This is a genomic window from Streptomyces sp. NBC_01306 (assembly GCF_026340465.1).
Classification (GTDB): domain Bacteria; phylum Actinomycetota; class Actinomycetes; order Streptomycetales; family Streptomycetaceae; genus Streptomyces.
This window is the reverse complement of sequence record NZ_JAPEPC010000001.1, coordinates 261,209-282,624: the sequence shown is the minus strand read 5'-3', so window position 1 is coordinate 282,624 and position 21,416 is coordinate 261,209. Positions and strand designations below refer to the sequence as shown.

General features: G+C 67.9%; 13 protein-coding genes and 1 tRNA gene. 4 read left to right on the top strand and 10 right to left on the bottom strand.

The window, feature by feature from the left end:
- Position 1: 1 nt before the first annotated feature.
- Positions 2-1,723 (bottom strand): coagulation factor 5/8 type domain-containing protein, encoded by a 1,722-nt coding sequence (locus OG385_RS01155; RefSeq protein ID WP_266860541.1) that lies wholly within the window; start codon positions 1,721-1,723, stop codon positions 2-4.
- 419 nt (positions 1,724-2,142) lie between these two features.
- On the opposite strand from OG385_RS01155, the gene OG385_RS01150 reads away from it, so the two are divergent.
- Entirely contained in the window at positions 2,143-4,812 is a 2,670-nt protein-coding gene (locus tag OG385_RS01150; RefSeq protein ID WP_266850988.1) for a TIM-barrel domain-containing protein, read from the top strand.
- A 137-nt stretch (positions 4,813-4,949) separates the two neighbouring features.
- Positions 4,950-5,792, top strand: a complete 843-nt coding sequence (locus OG385_RS01145; protein ID WP_266850987.1) for a sulfite exporter TauE/SafE family protein — start codon at positions 4,950-4,952, stop codon at positions 5,790-5,792.
- Positions 5,793-5,865: 73 nt separating this feature from the next.
- Here the strand turns inward: OG385_RS01145 and OG385_RS01140 are convergent, their stop codons facing one another.
- Positions 5,866-6,423: a GNAT family N-acetyltransferase gene (locus tag OG385_RS01140; protein WP_266850985.1), complete on the bottom strand. Its 558-nt coding sequence runs from the start codon at positions 6,421-6,423 to the stop codon at positions 5,866-5,868.
- 199 nt (positions 6,424-6,622) lie between these two features.
- Between OG385_RS01140 and OG385_RS01135 the strand changes: the two genes are divergently transcribed.
- The gene (locus OG385_RS01135) at positions 6,623-6,937 is read left to right on the top strand and encodes a hypothetical protein (RefSeq protein ID WP_266850983.1); all 315 of its coding nucleotides are present in this window, start codon (positions 6,623-6,625) and stop codon (positions 6,935-6,937) included.
- A 69-nt stretch (positions 6,938-7,006) separates the two neighbouring features.
- Here OG385_RS01135 and OG385_RS01130 read toward each other — a convergent pair whose 3' ends face one another.
- The 5 genes from OG385_RS01130 to OG385_RS01110 all read right to left on the bottom strand — a co-directional run bounded on the left by OG385_RS01130 (position 7,007) and on the right by OG385_RS01110 (position 12,269).
- Entirely contained in the window at positions 7,007-7,927 is a 921-nt protein-coding gene (locus OG385_RS01130; RefSeq protein WP_266860539.1) for a DUF2510 domain-containing protein, read from the bottom strand.
- Between the two features lie 103 nt (positions 7,928-8,030).
- Positions 8,031-8,564: a PadR family transcriptional regulator gene (locus OG385_RS01125; protein WP_266850981.1), complete on the bottom strand. Its 534-nt coding sequence runs from the start codon at positions 8,562-8,564 to the stop codon at positions 8,031-8,033.
- A gap of 72 nt (positions 8,565-8,636) precedes the next feature.
- The gene (locus tag OG385_RS01120; protein WP_266850979.1) at positions 8,637-10,658 is read right to left on the bottom strand and encodes an NADPH-dependent 2,4-dienoyl-CoA reductase; all 2,022 of its coding nucleotides are present in this window, start codon (positions 10,656-10,658) and stop codon (positions 8,637-8,639) included.
- A gap of 220 nt (positions 10,659-10,878) precedes the next feature.
- Positions 10,879-11,643 (bottom strand): precorrin-6A synthase (deacetylating), encoded by a 765-nt coding sequence (gene cobF / locus OG385_RS01115; protein WP_266850977.1) that lies wholly within the window; start codon positions 11,641-11,643, stop codon positions 10,879-10,881.
- 128 nt (positions 11,644-11,771) lie between these two features.
- A complete protein-coding gene (locus tag OG385_RS01110; protein WP_266850975.1) occupies positions 11,772-12,269 on the bottom strand; it encodes a DUF309 domain-containing protein in 498 nt (165 codons plus the stop codon).
- A 113-nt stretch (positions 12,270-12,382) separates the two neighbouring features.
- Here OG385_RS01110 and OG385_RS01105 point away from each other — a divergent pair.
- Positions 12,383-12,456: transfer RNA gene (locus tag OG385_RS01105), tRNA-Pro, on the top strand.
- A 110-nt stretch (positions 12,457-12,566) separates the two neighbouring features.
- On the opposite strand, the gene OG385_RS01100 is transcribed toward OG385_RS01105, so the two are convergent.
- The 3 genes from OG385_RS01100 to OG385_RS01085 all read right to left on the bottom strand — a co-directional run bounded on the left by OG385_RS01100 (position 12,567) and on the right by OG385_RS01085 (position 21,231).
- Complete coding sequence (locus OG385_RS01100) at positions 12,567-13,784, bottom strand: site-specific integrase (RefSeq protein ID WP_323183930.1); 1,218 nt, start codon at positions 13,782-13,784, stop codon at positions 12,567-12,569.
- Between the two features lie 2,193 nt (positions 13,785-15,977).
- Complete coding sequence (locus tag OG385_RS01090) at positions 15,978-16,367, bottom strand: hypothetical protein (protein WP_266850969.1); 390 nt, start codon at positions 16,365-16,367, stop codon at positions 15,978-15,980.
- On the bottom strand, positions 16,360-21,231 hold the full coding sequence (locus OG385_RS01085) for an RICIN domain-containing protein (RefSeq protein ID WP_266850967.1): 4,872 nt from the start codon (positions 21,229-21,231) through the stop codon (positions 16,360-16,362). Before OG385_RS01085 ends, OG385_RS01090 begins: the two co-directional genes overlap by 8 nt.
- Positions 21,232-21,416 lie beyond the last annotated feature (185 nt).

The following is a 21,416-nucleotide window of genomic DNA, read 5'->3' as shown; positions in this document are numbered from 1 at the left end:
CTCAGGGGTACGAGACGACGGTGGACGGCACGGTCGATGTCCCCGACGTCGCGGACCCGGTGTTGTTGATGACGTGGTTGTACTGGCCCTTCCCGCCGAGTGACACGACCAGCAGATCGTGGAACTTCACGCCCGCCTTGTCGGGGGCGGCGAAGCCGTGGTCCTGCTGGATGGTGGGATCCGCGGTGAAGTTGCAGTAGCTGCCGAGTCCCCAGCCCTCATGGGTGTTCACCGAGTCGGCGACCTTGTAGGCGGCGTACCCCTTGGTGGCGCCGTCCTGGACGGCGGCCTGGTTCGGGGCGTCGTACGCCTTCTCGTTCTGGAAGAAGATCGTCTTGCCGTTCTCGCCGTTCCACTGGACGTCGTACTTGTTGAAGTGCTCGACGAAAAGCCCTGTGGCCAGCACATTGTCGCCGTTGACCGTGAGCCCGTAGTCGGCTCTGTTGGTCTCCCAGCCGACGCCGTCACCGTGGTCGGCCCGCCAGAGCCAGGTGTGGTCGACGATGGTGTTGTTGCTGTTGATCTCCATGCTGGTGGTGGCCTTGCCCGGTCCCGCGCCGCCGATCCGGACGAAGACGTCCTGCACGGTGGTCGGGTTGGCGGAGTGGTCGGCCGACGAGCCTTCCGGGCCGACCTGGAGCAGCGTGTCCGAGTTGGTGGTACCCGCGTCGATGAGCAGACCGGCCAGCTTGACGCCGTCCACGTCGGCGACCTTCATCGCCGTCACCCCGTTGTCGGGGACGATCGTCGCGTACCCGAGGCCCAGCACCACCGTGTTGGCCCGCTTCACGTCGATGGTCTGGTCGACGTGGTAAATCCCCGGCGTGAAGAGGAGGTTGAGGCCCTGGTCGAGCGCCTGGTTGATGGTCGCCGCGGTCGCGCCCGGCTTGACCACGTAGAACTGGTCCAGCGGGATCGAGTCGCCCTTGGGCGTGCCGTTCTCCCAGGTGGTGCCACTGGCGTTGGTGCGCATCGCCGGTGTGAACACCTTGTAGTCGTTGCCGTCCAGATACAGGAACGGCTTCTCCCGGGAGACGGGGGTCGTGTCCAGAGTGGTGTACGTGGGGTCGGGGAAGCCCTGCGCGGGGGCGCCCTTGACGCCTGAGAACACCATGTTCCAGACGCCGTTGGCCCAGCCGCCGACCGAGCTGTCCCGGGTGTACCACTGCTGCTGGGAGTAGGGGCTCACCGTCCCGTCGATCTTGCTGTCGGCGATATAGCCGCCGCTGGCCCAGCCGTAGCCGTCGGGGGCCAGATTGAGTCCGCCCTTGACGTGCATCCGGCGGAACGGCGCGGCCTGTGCCACCGCCCAGCGGTCGGTGCCGTTCGCCGGGGTGAGGGCGAGGTTCTCCGCCGAGCGCCAGAAGTTCTGCGTGGCGTTCCCGTTGAACCAGCCGGCGTCCACGGTGACATCGCCGTTGATGTTCGTGTCGTCGGGGGACAGGCCGAGACCGGCGATCGAGGTGTAGAAGCCGAGCTGGGCGTTGATGTTGCTGTACGTACCCGGCTTGAAGAAGAAGGCGTCTCTGCCGGTGCCGAACTGCGCCGACTCCTGCTGTTTGAACACCGAGTCCAACTGGCCCTGGATGTCGGGGGTGGAGGGGTCGAAGACATGCACGTTCGGACCGAGGTCACCGCCGCCGGGCAGATCGGCGGCGTGTGACGCGGATGGGGCGACGACGAGCAGAGCGGCGGCGAGCGCGGCCGCTGCCACCGCCGACATCCCTCTTCTGCGTGCTGTGGGGGGAACAAGCATGGGGAAATCTCCCGCGGTTGGTGGCTCGACAGTGAGCCTTCAAGAAGTGAAGAGCGAAAGAGTGTGGGAGCGCTCTCTGATGGGTTGGATCGTTCCTCCGCGGGTGTGCCACGTCAAGAGTTGTGCAAAAAGTGCTGCCGATGACCTGAGTTTCTCCAACTCTGTTGAATAAGGGGTTATTTGAGGAAGGCAGCCCGGGCTCCGTGGCATCGCTGACGAGGGCGGTACCCGGTCCGGGACCGCTCCGGACGAGCGGTGCGGATCGCGCCGAAACGTTGACATGTACTGACCGCAAGGTGAATTGTGATGCTCGAAATTCCAGTGTTCCAAGCATGTCTGCGCAGGCATTGCACATTTTACTGTTCGGTACGAACGGAGAACACTCCTTGCGAATCCTCAGAAGCCGCCCCCGGCAGGGCGCGGCCGCCGCGGTGTCGGCGCTGGTACTCGCCCTCACCACCCTGACCGTCCCGGCGTCGCAGGCACACGCGGCCGCGACCCCGTCGGGGGTCCTCGACAGCGGGACGAAGAGCGTCACCTGGCAGAGCCCCGTCTACGCCAAGGGCACCGTGGACGGGCCCGACAAGTGCGGGACGGCGGCCGACGACCCGGACCAGGCCAAGTGCGCCCGGTTCGATCTGACCGTGAACCCGCCGGCGGGCCAGTGGGACGACAACCCCGAGGGCGGTGTCCCGGTCTCCATCCAGTGGCAGACCCCCACCGACGACTTCGACATGTACATCTACGACAAGGACAACAAGCAGGTCGCGTCGAGTGCCGGGACCGCCGACCCCGAGGCGACGGTCATCCCCAAGGCGTCGGGCACCTACCACGTGGTGGTCGTCCCGTACAACGTCCACAACAACTCCTTCACCGGCAAGGCCTATCTTCCCGAGTCCACCGACGCGGGCAATCTGACCGGTTTCAGCGGCTCGCACGGCACCTACGACATCGCTGCCGGTGATCTCAAGGCGCGCGCCTCCTTCTTCACCGATGAGACGATGCGGCTCCAGGCATCCCCGGACGGAGACCTCTCCGGGCCCGCGGGCAGCCATATGATCCAGAAGCAGCCGACGGTCCAGTCGCACACCTCCGCCTTCAACGCCGGCTCCTACTACGGGATCCGGTCGAAGGGCGTCGTACTGCGCGTCTACAAGAAGCCGCTGACGTTCGCCCTGTACAAGGCGGACAACCGCACCGCGATCTGGGCGGAGGCCGACCCGCTGCGCTGGACGTCCGGCGGAATGCGGCAGAGCCTGAAGCGCGGGTCCAAGGAGCAGTTCTTCGGCGGTGGTGAACAGAACGGCAGCTTCTCCCACCGCGACCAGGTCATGAACGTCGGGAACAACACCGACTGGGACGAGGGCGGCTACAACAACTCCCAGCCGTTCTACATCTCCAGCGCGGGATACGGCGTCTTCCGCAACACCATGACGGCCGGGGTGTACGACTTCGGCTCACCGGTCAGGACCGGCCAGCAGGAGCGGCGGCTGGACGCCTACTACTTCACCGGTGACACCAAGAAGGTCATCGGCGAGTACACCTCACTGGTCGGCAAGCCGTTCATGCCGCCGGTGTACGGCCTTGAGCCCGGCGACGCCGACTGCTATCTGCACAACGCCAACCGGGGCGAGCGCCACACCCTGGACTCGCTCAAGATCGCGGACAGCTACAACCAGAACCAGATGCCGCTCGGCTGGATGCTGGTCAACGACGGCTACGGCTGCGGCTACGAGGACCTGCCGCAGACCGGCGCCGGTCTGAACAAGAGCCACACCCAGCTCGGCCTCTGGACCCAGGACGGTCTGCCGAACCAGGCCGAGGAGGCCAAGGCCGGAGTACGCGTCCGCAAGCTGGACGTCGCCTGGGTCGGCAACGGCTACGGCATGGCGCTCGACGCCTGCGACCAGGCCAAGGCCGGTATCGAGGACAACAGCGACGCCCGCGGCTTCGTCTGGCTGCCGGTCTCCTGGGCCGGTGCCCAGCGCTGCGGAGTGCTCTGGAGCGGTGACCAGAAGCTGTCCTGGGACTACCTGCGCTGGCAGATTCCCACGTACGCCGGCGCGACCCTGTCCGGCATCGCGTACAACACCGGTGACGTCGGCTCGATCTACAGCCACGACCCCAAGATGTACGCCCGTGACCTCCAGTGGAAGGCGTTCCTCCCGGCCATCATGACGATGGACGGCTGGGCCACCGACATCACCACCAAGAAGCCGCACGACCAGCAGCCGTGGCTGGACGGTGAGCCGTACACCTCCATCAACCGGAAGTACCTCCAGCTGAAGGAGCGGCTGCTGCCGTACATGTACACGCTGTCCAAGGACGCCACGAAGACCGGCGTCGGGTCGGTGCGCCCGCTGTCGCTGGAGTACCCGGACGACCCGGCGACGCTCGGCGCCGACGCCAAGTACGAGTTCATGTCCGGCTCGGACTTCCTGGTCGCGCCCGTCTACAGCGACACCGACGTGCGCAACGGCATCTACCTGCCGAAGGGCACCTGGACCGACTACTGGACGGGCAAGACCTACCACGGCCCGACCACGGTCAACGGCTACAAGGCGCCGCTCGACACCCTCCCGCTTTTCGTCAAGGGCGGCTCGATCGTCCCGATGTGGCCCAAGGGCACGACGTCCTGGGAGACCCGGAACAAGAGCGAACTCGACTACGACATCTACCCCAAGGGCACCACGGACTACACGCTGTACGAGGACGACGGCGTGACGCGGAAGTTCGCGAAGGGCTCGTCGGCCACCCAGCACGTGCAGGTGAAGGCCCCGACGCACGGCAAGGGCAGCACCTCCATCAAGGTCGGTGCCAGCGTGGGCAGTTACACGGGCAAGCCCGCCTCCCGCTCGTACACCTTCACGGTGCACGCCAAGGACGCACCGTCCCAGGTGGCCATGGCGGGCGGCAAGCTCCACCGGCTGGACTCCGCGAAGGCGTTCGCGGCGGCCAAGTCCGGCTGGTACACGGACCCGGACACCGGGGTGACCGAGATCAGGACGCCGTCGCTCTCCACGGGCCACGGCTTCTCGGTCGAGCTGCGGAGGTAGCGGTACCCGAGCAGTGGTGAAGCAGTCAGGGGCCGTTCTCGGACGGCCCCTGACCTGTGTCCGGGGTGGGTCGAACGGGGCTCGGGTACCTCGGGGGTGTGTTCGCCCCGGGGGCGGGGCATATCTCCTTCATCTCTATGGACACGCTGAACATCACAGGAAACATCGGGGGCATGGCCGCCCTCGCGGCGGCGGCGATGCTGGTCGGCTTCTCCAAGACCGCGGTCAGCGGGGCCAACACCATCAGCCTCGCGGTCTTCGCGGCGGTGTTGCCGGCCCGGGAATCGACCGGGGTGCTGCTGCCCGTACTGATCGCCGGGGACATGCTCGCCGTCCTCACCTACCGCAGACACGCCCACTGGCCGACGCTCTGGCGGCTGTTCCCGGCGGTGGCGGTGGGGGTGGTGATCGGCACGGGCTTCCTGTTCTGGGCCGACGACGCGGTGGTCCGCACCTCGATCGGCGCGATCCTGTTGCTGATGGCGGGCGTCACCCTGTGGCGCAGACGTTCCACGGAGCCGGCCCGCACAGCCGCAACCGACGACAGCACCGCAGTGGATGACGGGACGGCGGCGGACGACGGGACGGCGGTGGACGACGGGACAGCGGTGGGGCCGGCCCGGCGCGGCCGGGTCATGGCTCGCTCGTACGGGGTGCTCGGCGGCTTCACCACGATGGTCGCCAACGCCGGCGGCCCGGTCATGTCGCTCTATCTGATCTCGGCGGGCTTCCGGAAACTGGGGTTCCTCGGCACGTCGGCGTGGTTCTTCCTGATCGTCAACACCGTCAAGGTGCCCTTCAGCGCGGGGCTGGGCCTGATCGACGGCAAGTCGCTGCTGCTGGACGCCGTGCTGGTGGTCTTCGTCGTCCCCGGGGCGTTCATCGGACGGGCCTGTGTGCACCGGATCAACCAGCGGCTCTTCGAGCGGCTGGTGATCGGTGCGACCGTACTGGGCGGCGCTCAGCTGCTGCTGCGCTGAGCAGCCGCCCGGCCCCGCGGATCCCGGCACAGGCCCGGCAGGCCGAAGGGCAGGAACGGCCGTACGCCGATACTCATCGGGCGGCCCCCGGTGATCCGGGCCGGGCTGAGGCGGGTTCGTCGGTCAGCTCGTACGCCCACAGCCCGTCCAGGTCGGCGCGCCGGGTGAACCCGGCCCGGAGGAGGACCCGTTGTGAGGGCAGATTGCCCGGGTCCGTCGTGGCCAGCACCGTGTGCACAGCGGGGAGTCGCAGCGTCCAGCCGGTGAGCGCGATCACCGCGTCCGTCGCCCAGCCGGCGCCCCGCGCCGACTCCGTGAGGTCGTAGCCGATCTCCACCGTGCCCTCGGACGGCGGCCCGTGGAATCCGATCCCGCCCAGCGCGGTGCCGTCGACGGCGCGCTCGATCACGAACAGCCCCCAGCCAGGCAGGTACGCCCCGGCTTCGGCAGCCATCGCCACCATCTTCGCGGCGATCTGCGTCCCGCTGCCCGGAGCCGCGTCGAGCCAGTCGAGTCCGGCCGTGCCGCCCTCGGCGAGCACGGCGGCCGCGGCCGGCGACTGCTCACGCAGGACGAGCCGGTCCGTCTCCAGAACGAGCAGGCCGTTCTCTCGGAAATAGCGCAGGGTCATGGCGTCGGCCCACCTCGGTACGGGGGAGTGGAGACCGGCGCCTCCTTGAACTCAGCCCGGACAGTATCTCCCGGCCGGCGCCGGGAGGCCGCCGTGACGGAGGGATCCGGTCTGTTCGGGGGGTGTCAGGGGCGGTCCGCCGGAACCGGTCCTGACTGCGTCGGCGCGGACCGCACGCACTCCGTTACGATTCCCGCTCATGAGCACTCCTGACCAGAGCGAAGCGGTGGACACGGACCTGACCGAGCCCGGGAAGCCGGGCTTGACGCCTCGTCAGGCCCGGCGGATACGGATAGCGGTGGCATCCGTCATGATGGCCGCGGTCGCGCTGGTGCTCGCGGAGCGGATCACCAGCCGGTCGTCCCTGCTGGTCGTGGCCGACTACGGGATGGCGCTGATCCTCTGCGGTGTGGTCATCGAACTCAGCCGCAGCGGCCGTACCCGGGTCGCGAGTTGGCTGCTGTGCGTGGGCCTGGTGGCCGCTGTCGCCGCCGACTGGCTCGTACTGCCTTAAAGCCGACGCCTGACGCCGACGCCTGACGCCGCCGACGGTGCGTTCCGGGTGCGGATGGGGCAGAGGGAGTCAGGCGCCTTCGCCCGACCCGGTCCCCGAAGTGGAGGCCGCCTTGATCCCCTTGGTGATCTGGTCCATGACGGAGAGCGCGGGCGCCTTGGAGTTGATGTCGAAGCCGGAGCGTACGACGATCAGCATGCCGTCGGCCCCCGGCGACGGGAAGGCCAGCGACTGGACGTACCCGTCGTCACCCTTCTTCGTCACCACCTTCCAGCGCACCAGATAGCCCTGCTGGCCGGCCACCGTGACGGCCTCGGACTTCAGCTGCTGGTGCGAGGTGATCCCCGAAGAGGTCTCCCCGTACGACTCCTTGGCGTTGCCCGCGATGTCCTTCTTCGCGGCGGCCTCCGGGTCGGTCGTCTTGATCTTCAGGGCGATCGCGGGTTCGGAGAACACCCCGCCGCGCACACACTGCGCGGTCTTGCCGTTCGCGCCGGATCCGCTCGGGCAGGTGTACTTGCCGATGGTCACGCCGGCCCCGACGGTCCCCGACTGGCCGGTCCAGCCCTTCGGTACGGGGATGCTGATCCCGCTGGCCGCGTCGGTGGCGTAGCCGTCCTCGGTCGGCGGTGCCTGCAACCCGGGGCCATCGTCTCCGCCGCTGCCGCCGCCGTTCTGACCGCTCCCGCCACCGCCGCCCGGTATCCCGGGGCGGCTGGGCGCATCGGAGGGCGCCTTGGACGGGGCGGTCGCCGCATCCGATGTGTGCCCGGAGCCCGATCCGTCCGTCAGCAGATAGATGCCGCCCCCGACCGCCGCCAGGACCACCACGGCGGCCGTGACCGCGGCGCCGATCCGCAACCGGCGCCGCCGGGCCGCGGCAGGCGGCATACGCAGCTGGTCGGTCCACTGGGCGCCGTCCCACCAGCGTTCCTGGACTGGGCCTATTCCTGTATACCCGGGGTCTCTGTGCCATCCGGGCGGGCTCATCTGGGTCACAGCCGCCACCGTAGCCGGGCTGCGTGAAAATCACATGAATCGGGGTCGGGGGAGTGCGCCGGGCACCGCCTCGTCATGCCGGTCCGGGCCGGATTCAGCGGTCGGTCAACTCCGCAAGCACCTCCGTGAGCCACCCGACCCAGTACTTCTCCAGATCGATGCCGGCCCGGAGCACCAGATGCTGGAGACGGTCCTGCGGGGACGGGCCGGGCCGCGAGAAGTCACGCTTCTCGATGGCCAGATACTCGGCCAGCTTCCCCTCGTGCAGCCGGAGATGGCGCGCCAGCTCGGATCCGAGGCCGTCCGTCCCCACCACGGCCGCCGCCCGCAGCCGCAGCAGCAGCGGATCGCGTGACGCCCTGGGATCCTCCGGCCTGGCCACCCAGGCCGTCAGTTCGGTGCGCCCCTCGGGCAGGACCTCGTACTCCCGCTTCCGCCCGCGCGAGGGCTGCTGCTGCGGCAGCGGGCGGATGAAGCCGGACTGCTCCAGTTTGGCCAGTTCGCGGTAGATCTGCTGATGCGTCGCCGACCAGAAGTAACCGATCGACCTGTCGAATCGCCGGGTCAGCTCAAGACCCGACGACGGCTTTTCGAGCAGGGCGGTGAGGATCGCGTGCGGGAGGGACATGCGGGCATCCTAGAGAGATCCCGGCCGGGAGCTGCCGTTGTGCGGCGCCGGGAGCTGCATCGATGCGGTGGCTCAGACGCTCGCGGCCAGTTCGGTCCCCTGGCGTACGGCCCGCTTGGCGTCCAGCTCGGACGCCACATCGGCGCCTCCGATCACATGCACCGGATGGCCCGCGGCGCGCAGCTGCTCGTACAGCTCGCGTCGCGGTTCCTGACCGGTGCACAGCACGACCGTGTCGACGGGGATCACCTGCGCGGCGCCGTCGACCGTGACATGGAGACCCTCGTCGTCGATCCGTTCGTATGTCACGCCGGCGACCATCGTGACGCCGCGGTGCCTGAGCTCCGTACGGTGGATCCACCCCGTGGTCTTCCCGAGCCCCGCACCGACCTTGGCGGTCTTGCGCTGGAGCAGATGCACGGTCCGCGGCGAGGCCGGCCGGACCGGGGCGCGCAGACCGCCGGGCGTGCGGTACTCGGTGTCGACACCCCACTGCTGGAAGAAGACCGCCGGGTCCTGGCTCGCCGACTCGCCGCTGTCGGTGAGGAACTCGGCGACGTCGAAGCCGATCCCACCGGCTCCGATGACCGCGACACGCGGTCCCACCTGTGCGCCGTCCCGCAGGACGTCCAGATAGCTGACGACGCTGGGGTGGTCGAGGCCGGGGATGTCCGGGGTGCGCGGGACGACTCCCGTGGCGAGCACGATCTCGTCGAAGCCCTCCGCGGTGAGCGTCTCCGCCGTGGCCAGGGTCTTCAACCGGACATCGACGCCGCGCAGTTCGAGCTGGACCCGGAAGTAGCGCAGGGTCTCGTCGAACTCCTCCTTGCCGGGTATCCGCCGCGCCACGTTCAGCTGCCCGCCGATCTCTTCTGCGGCGTCGAAGAGCGTCACCGCGTGGCCGCGCTCGGCAGCCGACACGGCGAAGGCGAGCCCGGCGGGACCGGCGCCGACCACCCCGACGCGCTTGCGGCGCCGGGTCGGCGACAGGACCAGTTCGGTCTCACGGCAGGCGCGCGGGTTGACCAGGCAAGAGGTGATCAGACCGCTGAAGGTGTGGTCGAGACAGGCCTGGTTGCAGCCGATGCAGGTGTTGATGGTGTCGGAGCGGCCCTGTGCGGCCTTCGCGACGAACTCCGGATCGGCCAGGAAGGGGCGGGCGAGCGACACCATGTCCGCGCAGCCTCCGGCCAGCAACTCCTCGGCGACCTCGGGGGTGTTGATCCGGTTGCTGGTGATCACGGGAATGGTGACCGCGCCCGTGACCTTCTTCGTCACCCAGGTGTACGCGCCACGCGGCACCGACGTCGCGATGGTCGGGATCCGCGCCTCGTGCCAGCCGACTCCGGTGTTGATGATGGTCGCGCCCGCCGCCTCGATCCGCTGGGCGAGCGCGACCACCTCGTCCTGCGAGGAACCGCCGGGGACCAGGTCGAGCATGGAGAGCCGGTAGATGAGGATGAAGTCGGGCCCCACCCGTTCGCGTACCCGGCGGATGATCTCCAGGGGGAACTGGATGCGGTTCTCGTACGAACCGCCCCAGCGGTCCTCGCGGTGGTTGGTCTGCGCCGCGATGAACTCGTTGATCAGATAGCCCTCGGACCCCATGATCTCGACACCGTCGTACCCGGCGCTCCGGGCCAGCTCTGCCGCCCGTACGAAGTCCTCGATGGTCTGCTCGACCTCGTCGTCGGTGAGGGCGTGCGGGGTGAACGGGCTGATCGGCGCCTGGACCGCGCTCGGCGCCACCAGACCGGGGTGGAAGGCGTACCGGCCGAAGTGCAGGATCTGCATCGCGATCCGGCCGCCCGCCCGGTGGACGGCCGCGGTCACGATCTCGTGCTCGGCGGCCTCCGCCTCGGTGGTCAGCTTGGCGCCGCCGTCGCGCGACCTGCCCTGCTCGTTGGGGGAGATCCCGCCCGTCACGATGAGCCCGGCACCGGCGCGTGCGCGGGTCGCGTAGAACTCGGCCAACCGCTCGAAGCCGTCCGTCGCCTCTTCGAGCCCGAGGTGCATCGACCCCATCAGGACACGGTTGGGCAGCGTGGTGAAGCCGAGGTCGAGGGGGCTCAGCAGGTGGGGGTACGGGCTCATCCGGCGCCTCCGGTGCGCAGTGGTGGTCAGCTCTTTCTAGACCAGCCGCACCCTGTTGTGCAACAAGTTGCATAATGGAGTGCGTCACTGCCCGTGCCGTGGATGTCGCTGCTGCGTGTCCTGTATTCCGTCCCTGCGGTCGGCTCCTGCTGCCAGTTCCTGCGGTCAGTCCCCTGCGGTCAGTTCCTGCGGTCAGTCCCCTGCGGTCAGTCCCTGCGGGTCAGTCCCTGCGCAGCAGATAGGTGTCCATGATCCAGCCCTTCCGGGCGCGGGCCTCCGACCGCAGTTCCCCGATGCGCCCGGCGACCTCCGACAGCCGTCCGGAGATCAGGATCTCGTCCTCGGTGCCCAGATAGGCGCCCCAGTGGATCACCGGATCCTCGTCGACGTGGTGCCGGAATGCCTGCTCGGCGTCGAGCATGACGACGACGTCGTCCACACCGTCGGGCCACCCCTCGGCGAGCCGCCGTCCGGTGGTGATCTGCACGGGCTGCCCGACCCGGTTCAGGCCGGTGCGATGTCTGGCCGCCAGCGCGGAGACACTGCTGATACCGGGAATCACCTCATGGTCGAAGGCGACCGCGCCCCGCTCCAGGACCTCTTCGAGGATGGCGAGAGTGGAGTCGTACAGAGCGGGATCGCCCCACACCAGGAACGCGCCGCACTCGTCATCGCCCAGGTCCTCCATGATCATGCGCTCGTAGATGCCGGCCCGGGCCCGCCGCCAGTCGTCGACGGCCGCGGCGTATCCGGAACCCCCGGCTGCGCGGTCCCGGTCGGGGTCCCGCGCCTCGACGAGCCGGTAGCCGCGGCCGTGCCCGATGTGCTCCTGGAGGATGTTGTGGCGCAGCCGGATCAGATCGGATTTCTCCGCACCCTTGTCGAGGAGGAAGAAGACATCCGTCTTGTTGAGGGCCTTCACCGCTTGAATCGTCAGATGGTCGGGGTCGCCCGCACCGATGCCGATCACATAGATCTTTCTCACCCGCCGAGTCTGACGCATGTCCACCAGGTCCGGCGCCCGCCGGGGCGTATATCGGCCCCGGCCCGGCGCCCCCGGCGACGCCGCGCCCGGTCGGACGCCGACCGGCGGGGGCCAGGGGGAAGGGCTGTTCAGGCGCCTGTCAGGCGTGGGGCCGACGCCCTCGCGTCGACCGGTCCCCGGAGCCCGCCCGCGAGTTGCTCCGCCCAGACGGTCAGCCCGCCGATGTCGATCCCGTACGGCATGGGATCCGGGTACGCGGCGAGCCCGCCCGCACCCCGGAGCAGCAGCCGCGCACCGCCCGCGGTATTGCCGCGGGCGGCGTGCGTCAGCCCGACCGCCAGCTGCGCGAGACCCCGCCAGAGCGCGCGCTCCGACTCGGGCCCCGCCTTCCAGGCATCCTCGAACACCTCATGTGCATGGAAGGGCATCCCGGCGTCGAGCAGCCGCTGCGCCTCCCGCACGGTCTCCGCAGGAGTACGCGTCACCCCCTCCGGCTGCCGTTCCACGCCCTCGGCCCCGTACGGGAGCGGCCGCCCGAGCCCGTCCCGGGGCCGGGCATTGCGCGCCCGGCCATCGGCGTCGCGATCCCTCGTGGTGTCGCGCGAGCCGTCGCTCTTCTCGTTCATCCGCTGATTGTCTCCCGATCGCGGTCCCCCATGGCGGAGTCGGTCCGGCGGCCGGAGTGCGGTATGGTTCTCGTGCAGGTCAGGCCAGGGGAAACCCCAGGTCAGACGGGCATCGGGACGTGGCGCAGCTTGGTAGCGCACTTGACTGGGGGTCAAGGGGTCGCAGGTTCAAATCCTGTCGTCCCGACTGGAGACAGTCGCAGATCAGGGCCGGTTTCGGAGCAATTCGAAACCGGCCTTTGATCATTTTTGGGGACCAGTTGGGGACCAGCTGGAGGTCCGGCGTCCTTGACGGGGTCAGCGGGTCATGACGATGGGGCTCGGCAGTGAGCGTGGTGCGCGCAGCACGTTGAAGTGGGCCGAGAGCGCCGCGCCGGCGGCCGTGATCTTGTGGACGTCCGGGTGAAGGTAGCGCTGGGTGGTGGTTAGTGAACCGTGGCCGGCGATCCTGCGGAGGACGTGTACTTGGACCCCGGCGTCGGCGAACCAGGTGAGTGCGGTGTGCCGGAGGTCGTGGCGGCGCAGATGCTCGTAGCCGAGCTTGGTGACCACGTCGTCCCAGTGTGTGGCGTCGCGCAGGACGGCGGTGGAGATACGTCCGCCTCGTGGGCCCGTGAACAGGCGGGCGTCCGGATTGGGGCCGGCGGACAGGATGCGCTGGGCGACGAGGGGGCGGATCTCCTCGACGATGGGAACCTTGCGGGCCCGCTTGCCCTTGGTGCCCTTGTCGGTCAGTCCGCCGGGCGCGGGTGTGGTCTGACGCCGCACGGTCCAGATCCACTGGGTGGTGTCGATGTCTCCGACGCGGCAGCCGGAGATCTCGCCGATCCGTGCGGCGGTGCACGCGGCGAAGATGACCACCTCTCCCCAGCCGCGGTACTCGTCGTGGGAGGCGGCCACGAGCGCGTCGGCCAGTGCGACGAGTGTTTCCCAGTCGGGCAGGGCGAGCGCGCGCGGGTCGAGGAGTTCGTCCTCGGCCTGCTTGTAGAGCTTCTGCCAGCCGGTCACCCGGGCGGGGTTCACCTTGATGATGCCGTCGCGGACTGCCTGCTCCATGACGCGAACCAGGACGGCGATGGTGTTCTTGACCGTTGAGCGGCTGAGCTCGTCGGCGATCCAGTTCTGCACGGTGCGGTCGACAGCGCCGTTGGTGATCATCCGGACCGCGACGTGGCCCAGAGCGGGCACGACACGCATCCGCCAGCCTGACAGATAGGGGTCGAGCGTTTTCAACTCCAGGCCGCGCAGGGCGAGGTCCATGTTCGCGTTGCCGTATTCGGCGAGTTTCATGGTGGCGAGCGACGGGGACAGCCCTGCCTCAGCCGCTTCGATGATGGACTGGAGCCACTCCTGCGCTTCGTCCTCGTCAGCCTTCCCCTCCGACAGGGACAGGCGCCGCTTCGTAGCCGGGTCGAACCAGCGGACTCGCGCGCGGTACGGGTTGGGGCGATCAGGCCGGTACTCGATGTCGGTGGTGAGTCGGACACCGACCGGCACAACGGCTTTCTCGGCCATCATGCGTCTCGCCGTGGGACGGTCCGGTGGCGATGCAGCCATTCCTCGACGTCGACCGCGCTGTCCATAATGACGCGTTCCGAAACGGAGACGAACGGCGGGCCCTGGGGCGGCCGAGCGGTGCGCCAACGGCGCAGAGTCGAGGTGTTTACACGCAGGCAGGCGGCGAGGTCGCGCGTCGAATACCAGGCACTGGCCAGGAGAAATGGCTGGTTGTCATCTCGGGTGAAAGGGGCACCGCCCTCATCCTTCGTGTGTGTCTGACGGCCTGTGTAGTCTGCTATCGGTTCGGTGGGCAAAGGCGCTGGATCTCCGGAGGTATGGAGCGCCAAGGGATACAGAAGGCGGTCGGCGACAAGCGACGCGGCCCGCAGGTGGAGAACCGTGGGGTTCTGCATGCACAGAAGCGGTGAGTCTCTTCTGTTGGAACTGATCCGCAGTGGTGCTCGGGGCAAACGGTGGACAATAATCGTCTGCAGAAGCGCCGGTTTGGCTAACCGGCGATGTTCGGCTATGTTGCCCTCATTTGCGACGAGGCGAGCATCACGTACTGTGTCGATTAATGTCTCTCGATGACCCATCATGTGGAGTGCGTGGCGATCCTTGAACCCATCGCAAAGGCTGCCTGACCTGCGGGTTTGGGTGGTGTGCGTTATGTGCGATGTGGGCGTTACGGGCGATATCTTGACGCTGAGATGACGCTCTACGAGGCGTCTTGACGCTCGTTCTGATGGGTCATCAGACAGGTTGCCCCGCTGGTCAGGCGCCTCCTGGCTGGGCGGGAATGGCGTGATGCCGGGAATTTCGTGGTGCAGAGCGGCCCCACTCGGTCACCTGCGCAGAGTGGCGGTAGGTTCTTCGTCTGCTGGTGGTACAGAGGTCGTACCTGCGCTGGCCAGCAGAAACGTCGTCCCTGCCTGCTGGTTCGCTGATTCTGGACCGCGCATGGCCGGATCTTGATCGTTGGCTCTGCGCAAGAACGGTCCAGGCTGACCTTGCTGAACCAGTGGATTACGTCATGAAGTTGTCTACCTGGTGGCGCTGACCTGCGGATTTGTGATCCTACGGGCCCCTGACCTGCGTGGATGTGTCTTTCACTGTCTTTCAGTTTCGTGCTGCGTTATGTAGCCGATTCTCCCCACGCGCTCCCCAAGCCTCCGAATACTCCCCAGATTCTCCCCAGGGGTGCTAGTGCCGCGAGCTGTTAGTACAGGAGGAAGCAGCCGCCGCCAAGGCTCTCGCCGACCAGGCCACAGGTGACGCGAAGGCCGCCTACCAGTCCGCCGCCAACGCCGCCGGCTAAGCGGCAGATGCCCGTACCTACGCCAAGGAGGCCCTCGGCTACGCAGCCGACGCCGCCACCGCCGCATCCGAGGTCAGCGCGTCACTGGCCCGAACCATCACCTACGACAACAAGGCCATCGCCGACGCATCCGCGGCCGACGCGGCAGCAGGCTCCGGGCAGCCGGGTCGGCGCCGACGCTCTCGCGCTGCATTACGAGTCGTTCCTGAAGGGCCTGCTCGAACGTGGCATGGTTGTCGTCGAGAAGGACGCGCAACAGCCGCTGGTCCGGCGTCAGCGTCCCAGCCGCATCGAAGTGCTCGGCAGTACGCGCCCGCTCGGCGGTGTCCGGCTTGCCCAGCGGGATCGGGTCCCGGGAATGAGCCGGGATAGGACCCTCGGACGACCGTCAGGTAGCCGCACAGCGCGTCCATCTCTGCGACGTCGGCCGGGTCGGACACCGACTCCCGCTTCGAGTGCGGAACGCGGTCACCGATGGCGGGCGCGTAGTCCTCGCTCAGCAGAGGACCAATCACCCGGTTCCGTCCCCATATCAGTCCGCTGATTACCGACCACGCGAACGCGCCTGGTGGTGACCGCCCTGGTGACGGCTGCGGCGGGTGAGGGGCCAGGGTCAGTGTTCACCTCGCCGGTCAGGACGGGCGCGCCCTGGTCCTGGTCCTCTCCCACCAGCACGAGCGGGCCCCGACCGACGACGCGCTGCTGCGCGAGCTCGCGGGACTCGGTGTGGTGTCGTGTGGGGGCGATATCGACCAGGAGAACGGCGGCCGCCGACGCTGGGCACTGGGTTACCCATGGGGGCGCTGATTCTCGGTCACTGATGACCGGCGTGGTGAGTGGCCAGAGAGCATCGGGAGGCTCCTTCGCGAAGTGGCCTCCCGATGCTGTTCTCAGTGCGTTCCCCGTATGGGGCCGAACCATGATGGGTCGTCCATCGTGCCCTCATCTTCATGCCACTGTGGAGGGGCCGAAACGACGAAGCTCCTCAGGTCGCCACCCAGCAAGAAAAGACGCCCGGGCTTGACCTCCACCCCATAGTCGAGGCCGGTCTTCCTGCATTCCTCGTCTTCGGCGCGACGGATGACCAAGCTGTCGTAGCGGGGACGGAGAAGCATGAGATCGACGTTGGCGAAGTAGATTTCGATCCGGGTGTCCGGCGGGCTGTCCCGGCTGCTGCGGAGGAGCAGCCTGCGATGGCCGACAGCGTATTGCCAGACCTTGAAGGACCTGTCTGATCGGAAAATTTCGGAACCGGTGAACTCCGGTGTCACCTCACCCATTCAGTGCGTCCCAGTCCGGTTCGGCTATGTTCACTACTTTTCCCTCTTTGCTATAGAACGTGATATTGCGCCATTCGAAGTTGCCCAACTGTATCTGGAGACCGATCTGACCCATTTCCCACTGAGTGGCTGCCCAGCCACCCGAGCGCCATTTTTTATAGGCGAGCGCAAACTGCTCAGCCGCTGTATCTCCGTCGAAACCCTTCAGGCTGACTGCGACCTTGCCGTTGTTGCGCAGGACACTCGATACCTCGGTCATCCACAGGGCGATCGGTATCCCGTTGGCCCTGCCGACCTCTTCTGCGAATTTGTCGCCGTTGAAGGTATATCCCCCCTGAATTTCCTTAGCCAATTCCTCCGAGTGCTCGCCGATTCCGAGCACCATTGTCCCGGTGGGGCACCCATTTGTGTTGTGTACCAGAACCGGTGTCGCTCCGGCCAAGACATAATAGGTGTGGAGGCTGTCGACAGTGAGGTTGTAAGCCGAGTGAAGCCGATGGAAACGGTGGACGCGGAGCACGGTGACGGTCGCACCACTGCTGGTACGCAGCGTTTGCCCGGGCCGGAGGTCGCCTCCGTCTATCCAGCGATGGGCACTGGGTGACCAAAAGGGGTGGTGCTGCGTAGCAGTGATCCGCGCACGCCCGACGTCGATCGTGATGTCGGCGAAGTCAGTGTCGTCCGGTGTGTAAATGGTGCTGGTGACGGTGTGGGGTTCGGTGCGGCTGCTCTCAGGATTAGTGGCGAGAACCGCATCGCCGATCCTGATGTCCCTGATCTCCTTGGTCGTGCCATTACCCATCAGCACGCGCGTGGTGCCGGGGAAGCTGTTGGCAGCGCACACCTTCCGAGCCTTGCCGAGAGCCTCGACCGCCTTGGCACCTATCCCAGCGATAGCTTCGTCGGACAGGTGGAGCACGCGAAGGGCTTTCCACGCGTCGGTGAAGCCGATGCCGGTCTTGGCAGCTGCGTCAAGGGCCGTGACGGCACGGGCGATCGGGGAGAGCAAGCCTTCGACCGGGACAAACGTGGCGAGGCTCCAGGCGCAGGCGGCCTTGCTGCCGTGCCAGCAGTCCATCAGGTCTTCGGCGAAGAAGGAGAACAGGATCGATCCGGCCACGTCACCGAAGAGGCTCTGCCATCCGGCGCGGATGATGTCCTTGCCGGAGAACTTGTGCGTCCAGCCGTCGATCTTGATGTTCTTCAGCGTCGAACGCTGGAGGAACTCCCATGCCGACTTCGGGCACCCGTCGGCTGTGGCCTGGGCCTGTTCGTCGGTACACAGGTAGAAGTCGGCCTCGTAGGTGACAACCAGGTCGTACATCGCATTGCAGCCCTGGAAGCCCGCCTCAGGCATCCCCGGGCACGTGCCGATCTGCTTGGAGCTGACGATCTCGACGGTGGACTCGTCTGGAACGGCGAACACACCGGGAATGCCCGTACCGGACCCCTCGGAACGTTCCTTATTGGCCTCCGCCTTTTCTGTCCTGTCTGCGGCGTCCTGGGCGTCCTTGGCATATTTGTCGGCGTCCTTCGCGGCCTGTTCGGCTTCGGTCGCTGCGGCGTCGGCGCGGTCGGCTGCTGCGCGTGCGTCTGTCGCCTCCTGTTCCGCGAGGGTGGCGGCGGTGCGGGCGGCTTCGGCGTCCAGCGCTGCCTGGTCGGCGGAGTCGCGGGCGTCCTTGGCGTAGCCCTCGGCCCGGCCTGCTGCCGTGTCGGCTGCTGCGGCGTCGGCGGTGGCCTGGTTGTCGTAGGTGATGGTGCGGGCCAGTGACGCGGTGGCCTTGGAGGCGGCGGTGGCGGCGTCGGCCGCGTAGCCGAGGGCGTCCTTGGCGTAGGTGCGGGCGTCTGCTGCGTAGCCGGCGGCGTTGGCGGCGGACTGGTAGGCGGCCTTGGTGTCTTCCGCCGCCTTGTCGGCGAGGGCCTTGGCGGTCGCTGCTTCCTCGAGTGCGTTCTTGGCGTGGGCGTCGGCGACGGCCTTCTGCTGCTCGGCGATCGTCTTGGATGCCTGCCCGGTCAGTACGACCAGGCTTGCCGCGGAGTCGGTGGTGACGTAGGGGGAGCCGAGCTGGATGGCGTCGTTGGCAGGCTTGGCGACCTGCGCGGCGGCGTTGCCGGCGTCCTCGGCTGCCTGTGCGGTGATGTGAGCGAAGCCCGCGGCCTTCGCGGATGCCGCCAGTGCCTTGGCTGCTTCCTTGCTCGCCGCGTCCGCCTGGGCCTTGGCGGTTTTCGCTTGCGCTTCGGCGTCGTCGGCGAGCTTGACGGCCGTCCTGGCTTCGGAGGCGGCGTGCTTGGACGCCTCGATCGCATCCGCTGCGGCGCTGGTGGCGGTTTTCACCGCGGCGTCGGCCTTCAGCTTCGCGGCCTGTGCGCCGTCCGCGTCGGAGCGGGCGCGCTTGGCGGCTGCCTCGGCGCGGGTGGCTGCGGCATCCGCGTCTGCGGCTGCCTGGGTCGCGGCATCGGCTTCGGAACGAGCTCTGCCGGCCGCTGCTTCGGCGTCGTCCGCATGCTGGTCCGCATCGTTGGCAGCCGCACGGGCAGCATCTGCTGCTTCGCCCGCGTCGAGGGAGTCGGCGTAGGCGCCCTTCGCGTCCGCCTTGGCGCGCGCCGCGTTCGCCTTCTCTTCGGCGTCCCACGCGTCGTCCCGCTTCGCCTTCGCGGCGTCGCTGGCCTTGACCGCAGCGTCCCTCTTCTCGCTCGCGGTGGCCTCGGAGGCTTCGGCCTTGTCCTTGGCGTCCTTGGCCTTGGTCGCCTCACCCTCCGCGTTCTTCTTGTGCTCCGCGGCTTCGGCCTGTTTCGCGGCGGCGGTTTCCTTCTCCGCCTTGGCCGTCTTCTCCTCGGCCTCGGCGGCAAGCCGCTTCGCGTGGGCCTGCGCGGCCGCGGTCTTGGCGTCGCTTTCCGCCTTCAGAGACTCGGCGAGTTTGGCTTCGGCCTCTTCCTTGTCCTTCTTCGCATTGTCCCGGTGCACCTTCGCCGCATCGGCAGCGGCCTTCGCCTGCAACTCGGCACTGTGCGCCGCCTCCTTGCGGAACTCCGTCTTCACTTGCGCGGCCTGAGCCAGCGCACGCTGCGCGATGGTCTCGCTGTCCGCACCGGATGCGCGGGTGGCGGCCTCGGCGGTCTCGCCCGCCTTCACCATCGCCGCAAGAGCGGCAGATGCCCCCTGGGTGACCTGCGCCTTCTGCTCTCCGACCAGCAGACCACGGCCCCGGGGCGCGCCGTTGGCGTCAGCTACGGCGTACGCGGCGTTCTCCGCGGTGTCCGATGTCGTGGCGGCCGTCGTCGCTGCGGCGGCCTGCACCTTGAGGGCTGCCAGCTGCGCCTTCGCCGCCGTCTGCGCGTCAGTGACGCCCTTCTTCGCCTGGTCGAACTGGGCCCTGGGCGGAACCGTTCCGGTGTGGCCGGACGGCTTGATGTCGAACTGCTGCGCAGCGGTGTTGTTGCACGTGTACAGCTGCGAGTTGAGGCCGTCGGCGAACGTGTGCAGGTCGAGGCACTTGCCGGTCCCGACGTTCTTCAGGCTCGTGGTGGCGTGGAGGTTGTACTCCCAGGTCTGCGCCGGGTTTTCGTGGCACCCCCAGATCTGGATCTGGGTGCCGTTGACCGCGGCGTTGCCGTTTACGTCGAGGCACTTATTGGAGTTCACGTTCTGCAGGTGAAGACCTACGTCGTCGCCGTAGACCCGCCACGCCTGCGCCGCGGAACCGTTGCACGTATACACCTGGACTGGGGCGCCGTCGGTCTTTGCGGCACTCTGGACGTCCAGGCACTTGTTGTTCGCGGCGTGGACTTCGATCACCCCTGGGGCGTCGCCGATCCATCCGGCGCCGCCTGGCGACCAGTAGTCCTGCCAGCGGGCCAGGTGGTCGGCGATCCATGACTGGCCCAGCAGCTCGCCCAGCGCCTTCGCCCCGGTGGCGAGGGCCTTGGTGGCAGTGGTGTTCGCGTCCAGGATCTGGTTGCGCTGCACCTGCTGGGAGGTGATCTCCTGCTGCCACTCCGTGGCGGCGGTTGCAGTGATGTCGCTGAGGACTTGGTCGGGGTCGATCGGATCCCGCCAGGCGCACCCGGCGTACCGGGTTTTGAGGTCCTCGACGGCGATACGGTACTCCGCGCTCCCCGGCTGCGGAGCCGTGTGCGGGAAGCCGCCGGATGCGAGGAAGATGCGGGCGTTGTCCGCGCCGGCGTTCTCGCCGGGCTCGCCGTGTATCCATTCGAAGGCGTCGTGTTCGGCGACTGCCCGCTTCCACTCGTCCTGCGTCAGGCCGGTCGGGTCGGGGGCCTTGCCGTAGAGAGGGGCGCCCACGGCGTCGACGGCTTGGAGTGTCTTCGCGTCAGCCGTCGGGGTGGAGTCCTGGTAGAAGTCGCTCTCGTTCTTCCAGAACCGGTCGGCGACCCAGGGGCTCAGACCCGTCTGGGAGTAGAAGTCGTCCTTCCCGTCCCCAGGTGATCCCGGAGGCCACTGGAAATCGGCGTCGGTGAAACCGGCCGGCGACGTCAGCCCGGTGAGAGGCTTCTGCCACGCGGCCGGCCGGGCACCAAGGGCATCCAGCTCCTTGCCCGCGGCGTCCCGGTCCGCCGTGTAAGCGGTGGCGAGCGGAGTCTTCTGCCAGTACCGCCGGTCAGCCAGTACCCGCAGCTGTTCCGGCGTCTGGTTGAGGCCGCCCTGCGCGGTCTTGGCCATCGACGGACCGCCCAACCGCAGCACATCGGCCACCAGGCACTGGTCCTGCCGCAACTTCTCAGCAGCTGTGTCCGTGTACCAGTCAGCAGAGTCACTGACCGGATCAGCGTCCCGACCGAGCTCCAGCAAGTCAGGCCGGGCCGTCAGACCGCACAACAGGGCCAGAGCCAGCACACCCGTCATCACGGACACGACCCATCTGGATCTTCGCCGTCCGGGTATCAGGAATTCCGATATAGGTCGCACAGAGCACCCCTCGCTAGATGTAGGGCACACCGAGCGGGGCAGAACAGTCAGCTGAGGACGAACGGGACGTTAGCTGTTGCGCGGCACTCCCACCGGTGTGCCGGTTAGGTCAACGCCACCAA

Coding starts and splice junctions, on each gene's coding strand:
- OG385_RS01155 (WP_266860541.1), bottom strand. CDS start 1,723: ATGTCGGCGGTGGCAGCGGCCGCGCTCGCCGCCGCTCTGCTCGTCGTC.
- OG385_RS01145 (WP_266850987.1), top strand. CDS start 4,950: ATGGACACGCTGAACATCACAGGAAACATCGGGGGCATGGCCGCCCTC.
- OG385_RS01140 (WP_266850985.1), bottom strand. CDS start 6,423: ATGACCCTGCGCTATTTCCGAGAGAACGGCCTGCTCGTTCTGGAGACG.
- OG385_RS01135 (WP_266850983.1), top strand. CDS start 6,623: ATGAGCACTCCTGACCAGAGCGAAGCGGTGGACACGGACCTGACCGAG.
- OG385_RS01130 (WP_266860539.1), bottom strand. CDS start 7,927: ATGAGCCCGCCCGGATGGCACAGAGACCCCGGGTATACAGGAATAGGC.
- OG385_RS01125 (WP_266850981.1), bottom strand. CDS start 8,564: ATGTCCCTCCCGCACGCGATCCTCACCGCCCTGCTCGAAAAGCCGTCG.
- OG385_RS01120 (WP_266850979.1), bottom strand. CDS start 10,658: ATGAGCCCGTACCCCCACCTGCTGAGCCCCCTCGACCTCGGCTTCACC.
- OG385_RS01110 (WP_266850975.1), bottom strand. CDS start 12,269: ATGAACGAGAAGAGCGACGGCTCGCGCGACACCACGAGGGATCGCGAC.
- OG385_RS01100 (WP_323183930.1), bottom strand. CDS start 13,784: ATGGCCGAGAAAGCCGTTGTGCCGGTCGGTGTCCGACTCACCACCGAC.
- OG385_RS01090 (WP_266850969.1), bottom strand. CDS start 16,367: ATGGGTGAGGTGACACCGGAGTTCACCGGTTCCGAAATTTTCCGATCA.
- OG385_RS01085 (WP_266850967.1), bottom strand. CDS start 21,231: ATGACGGGTGTGCTGGCTCTGGCCCTGTTGTGCGGTCTGACGGCCCGG.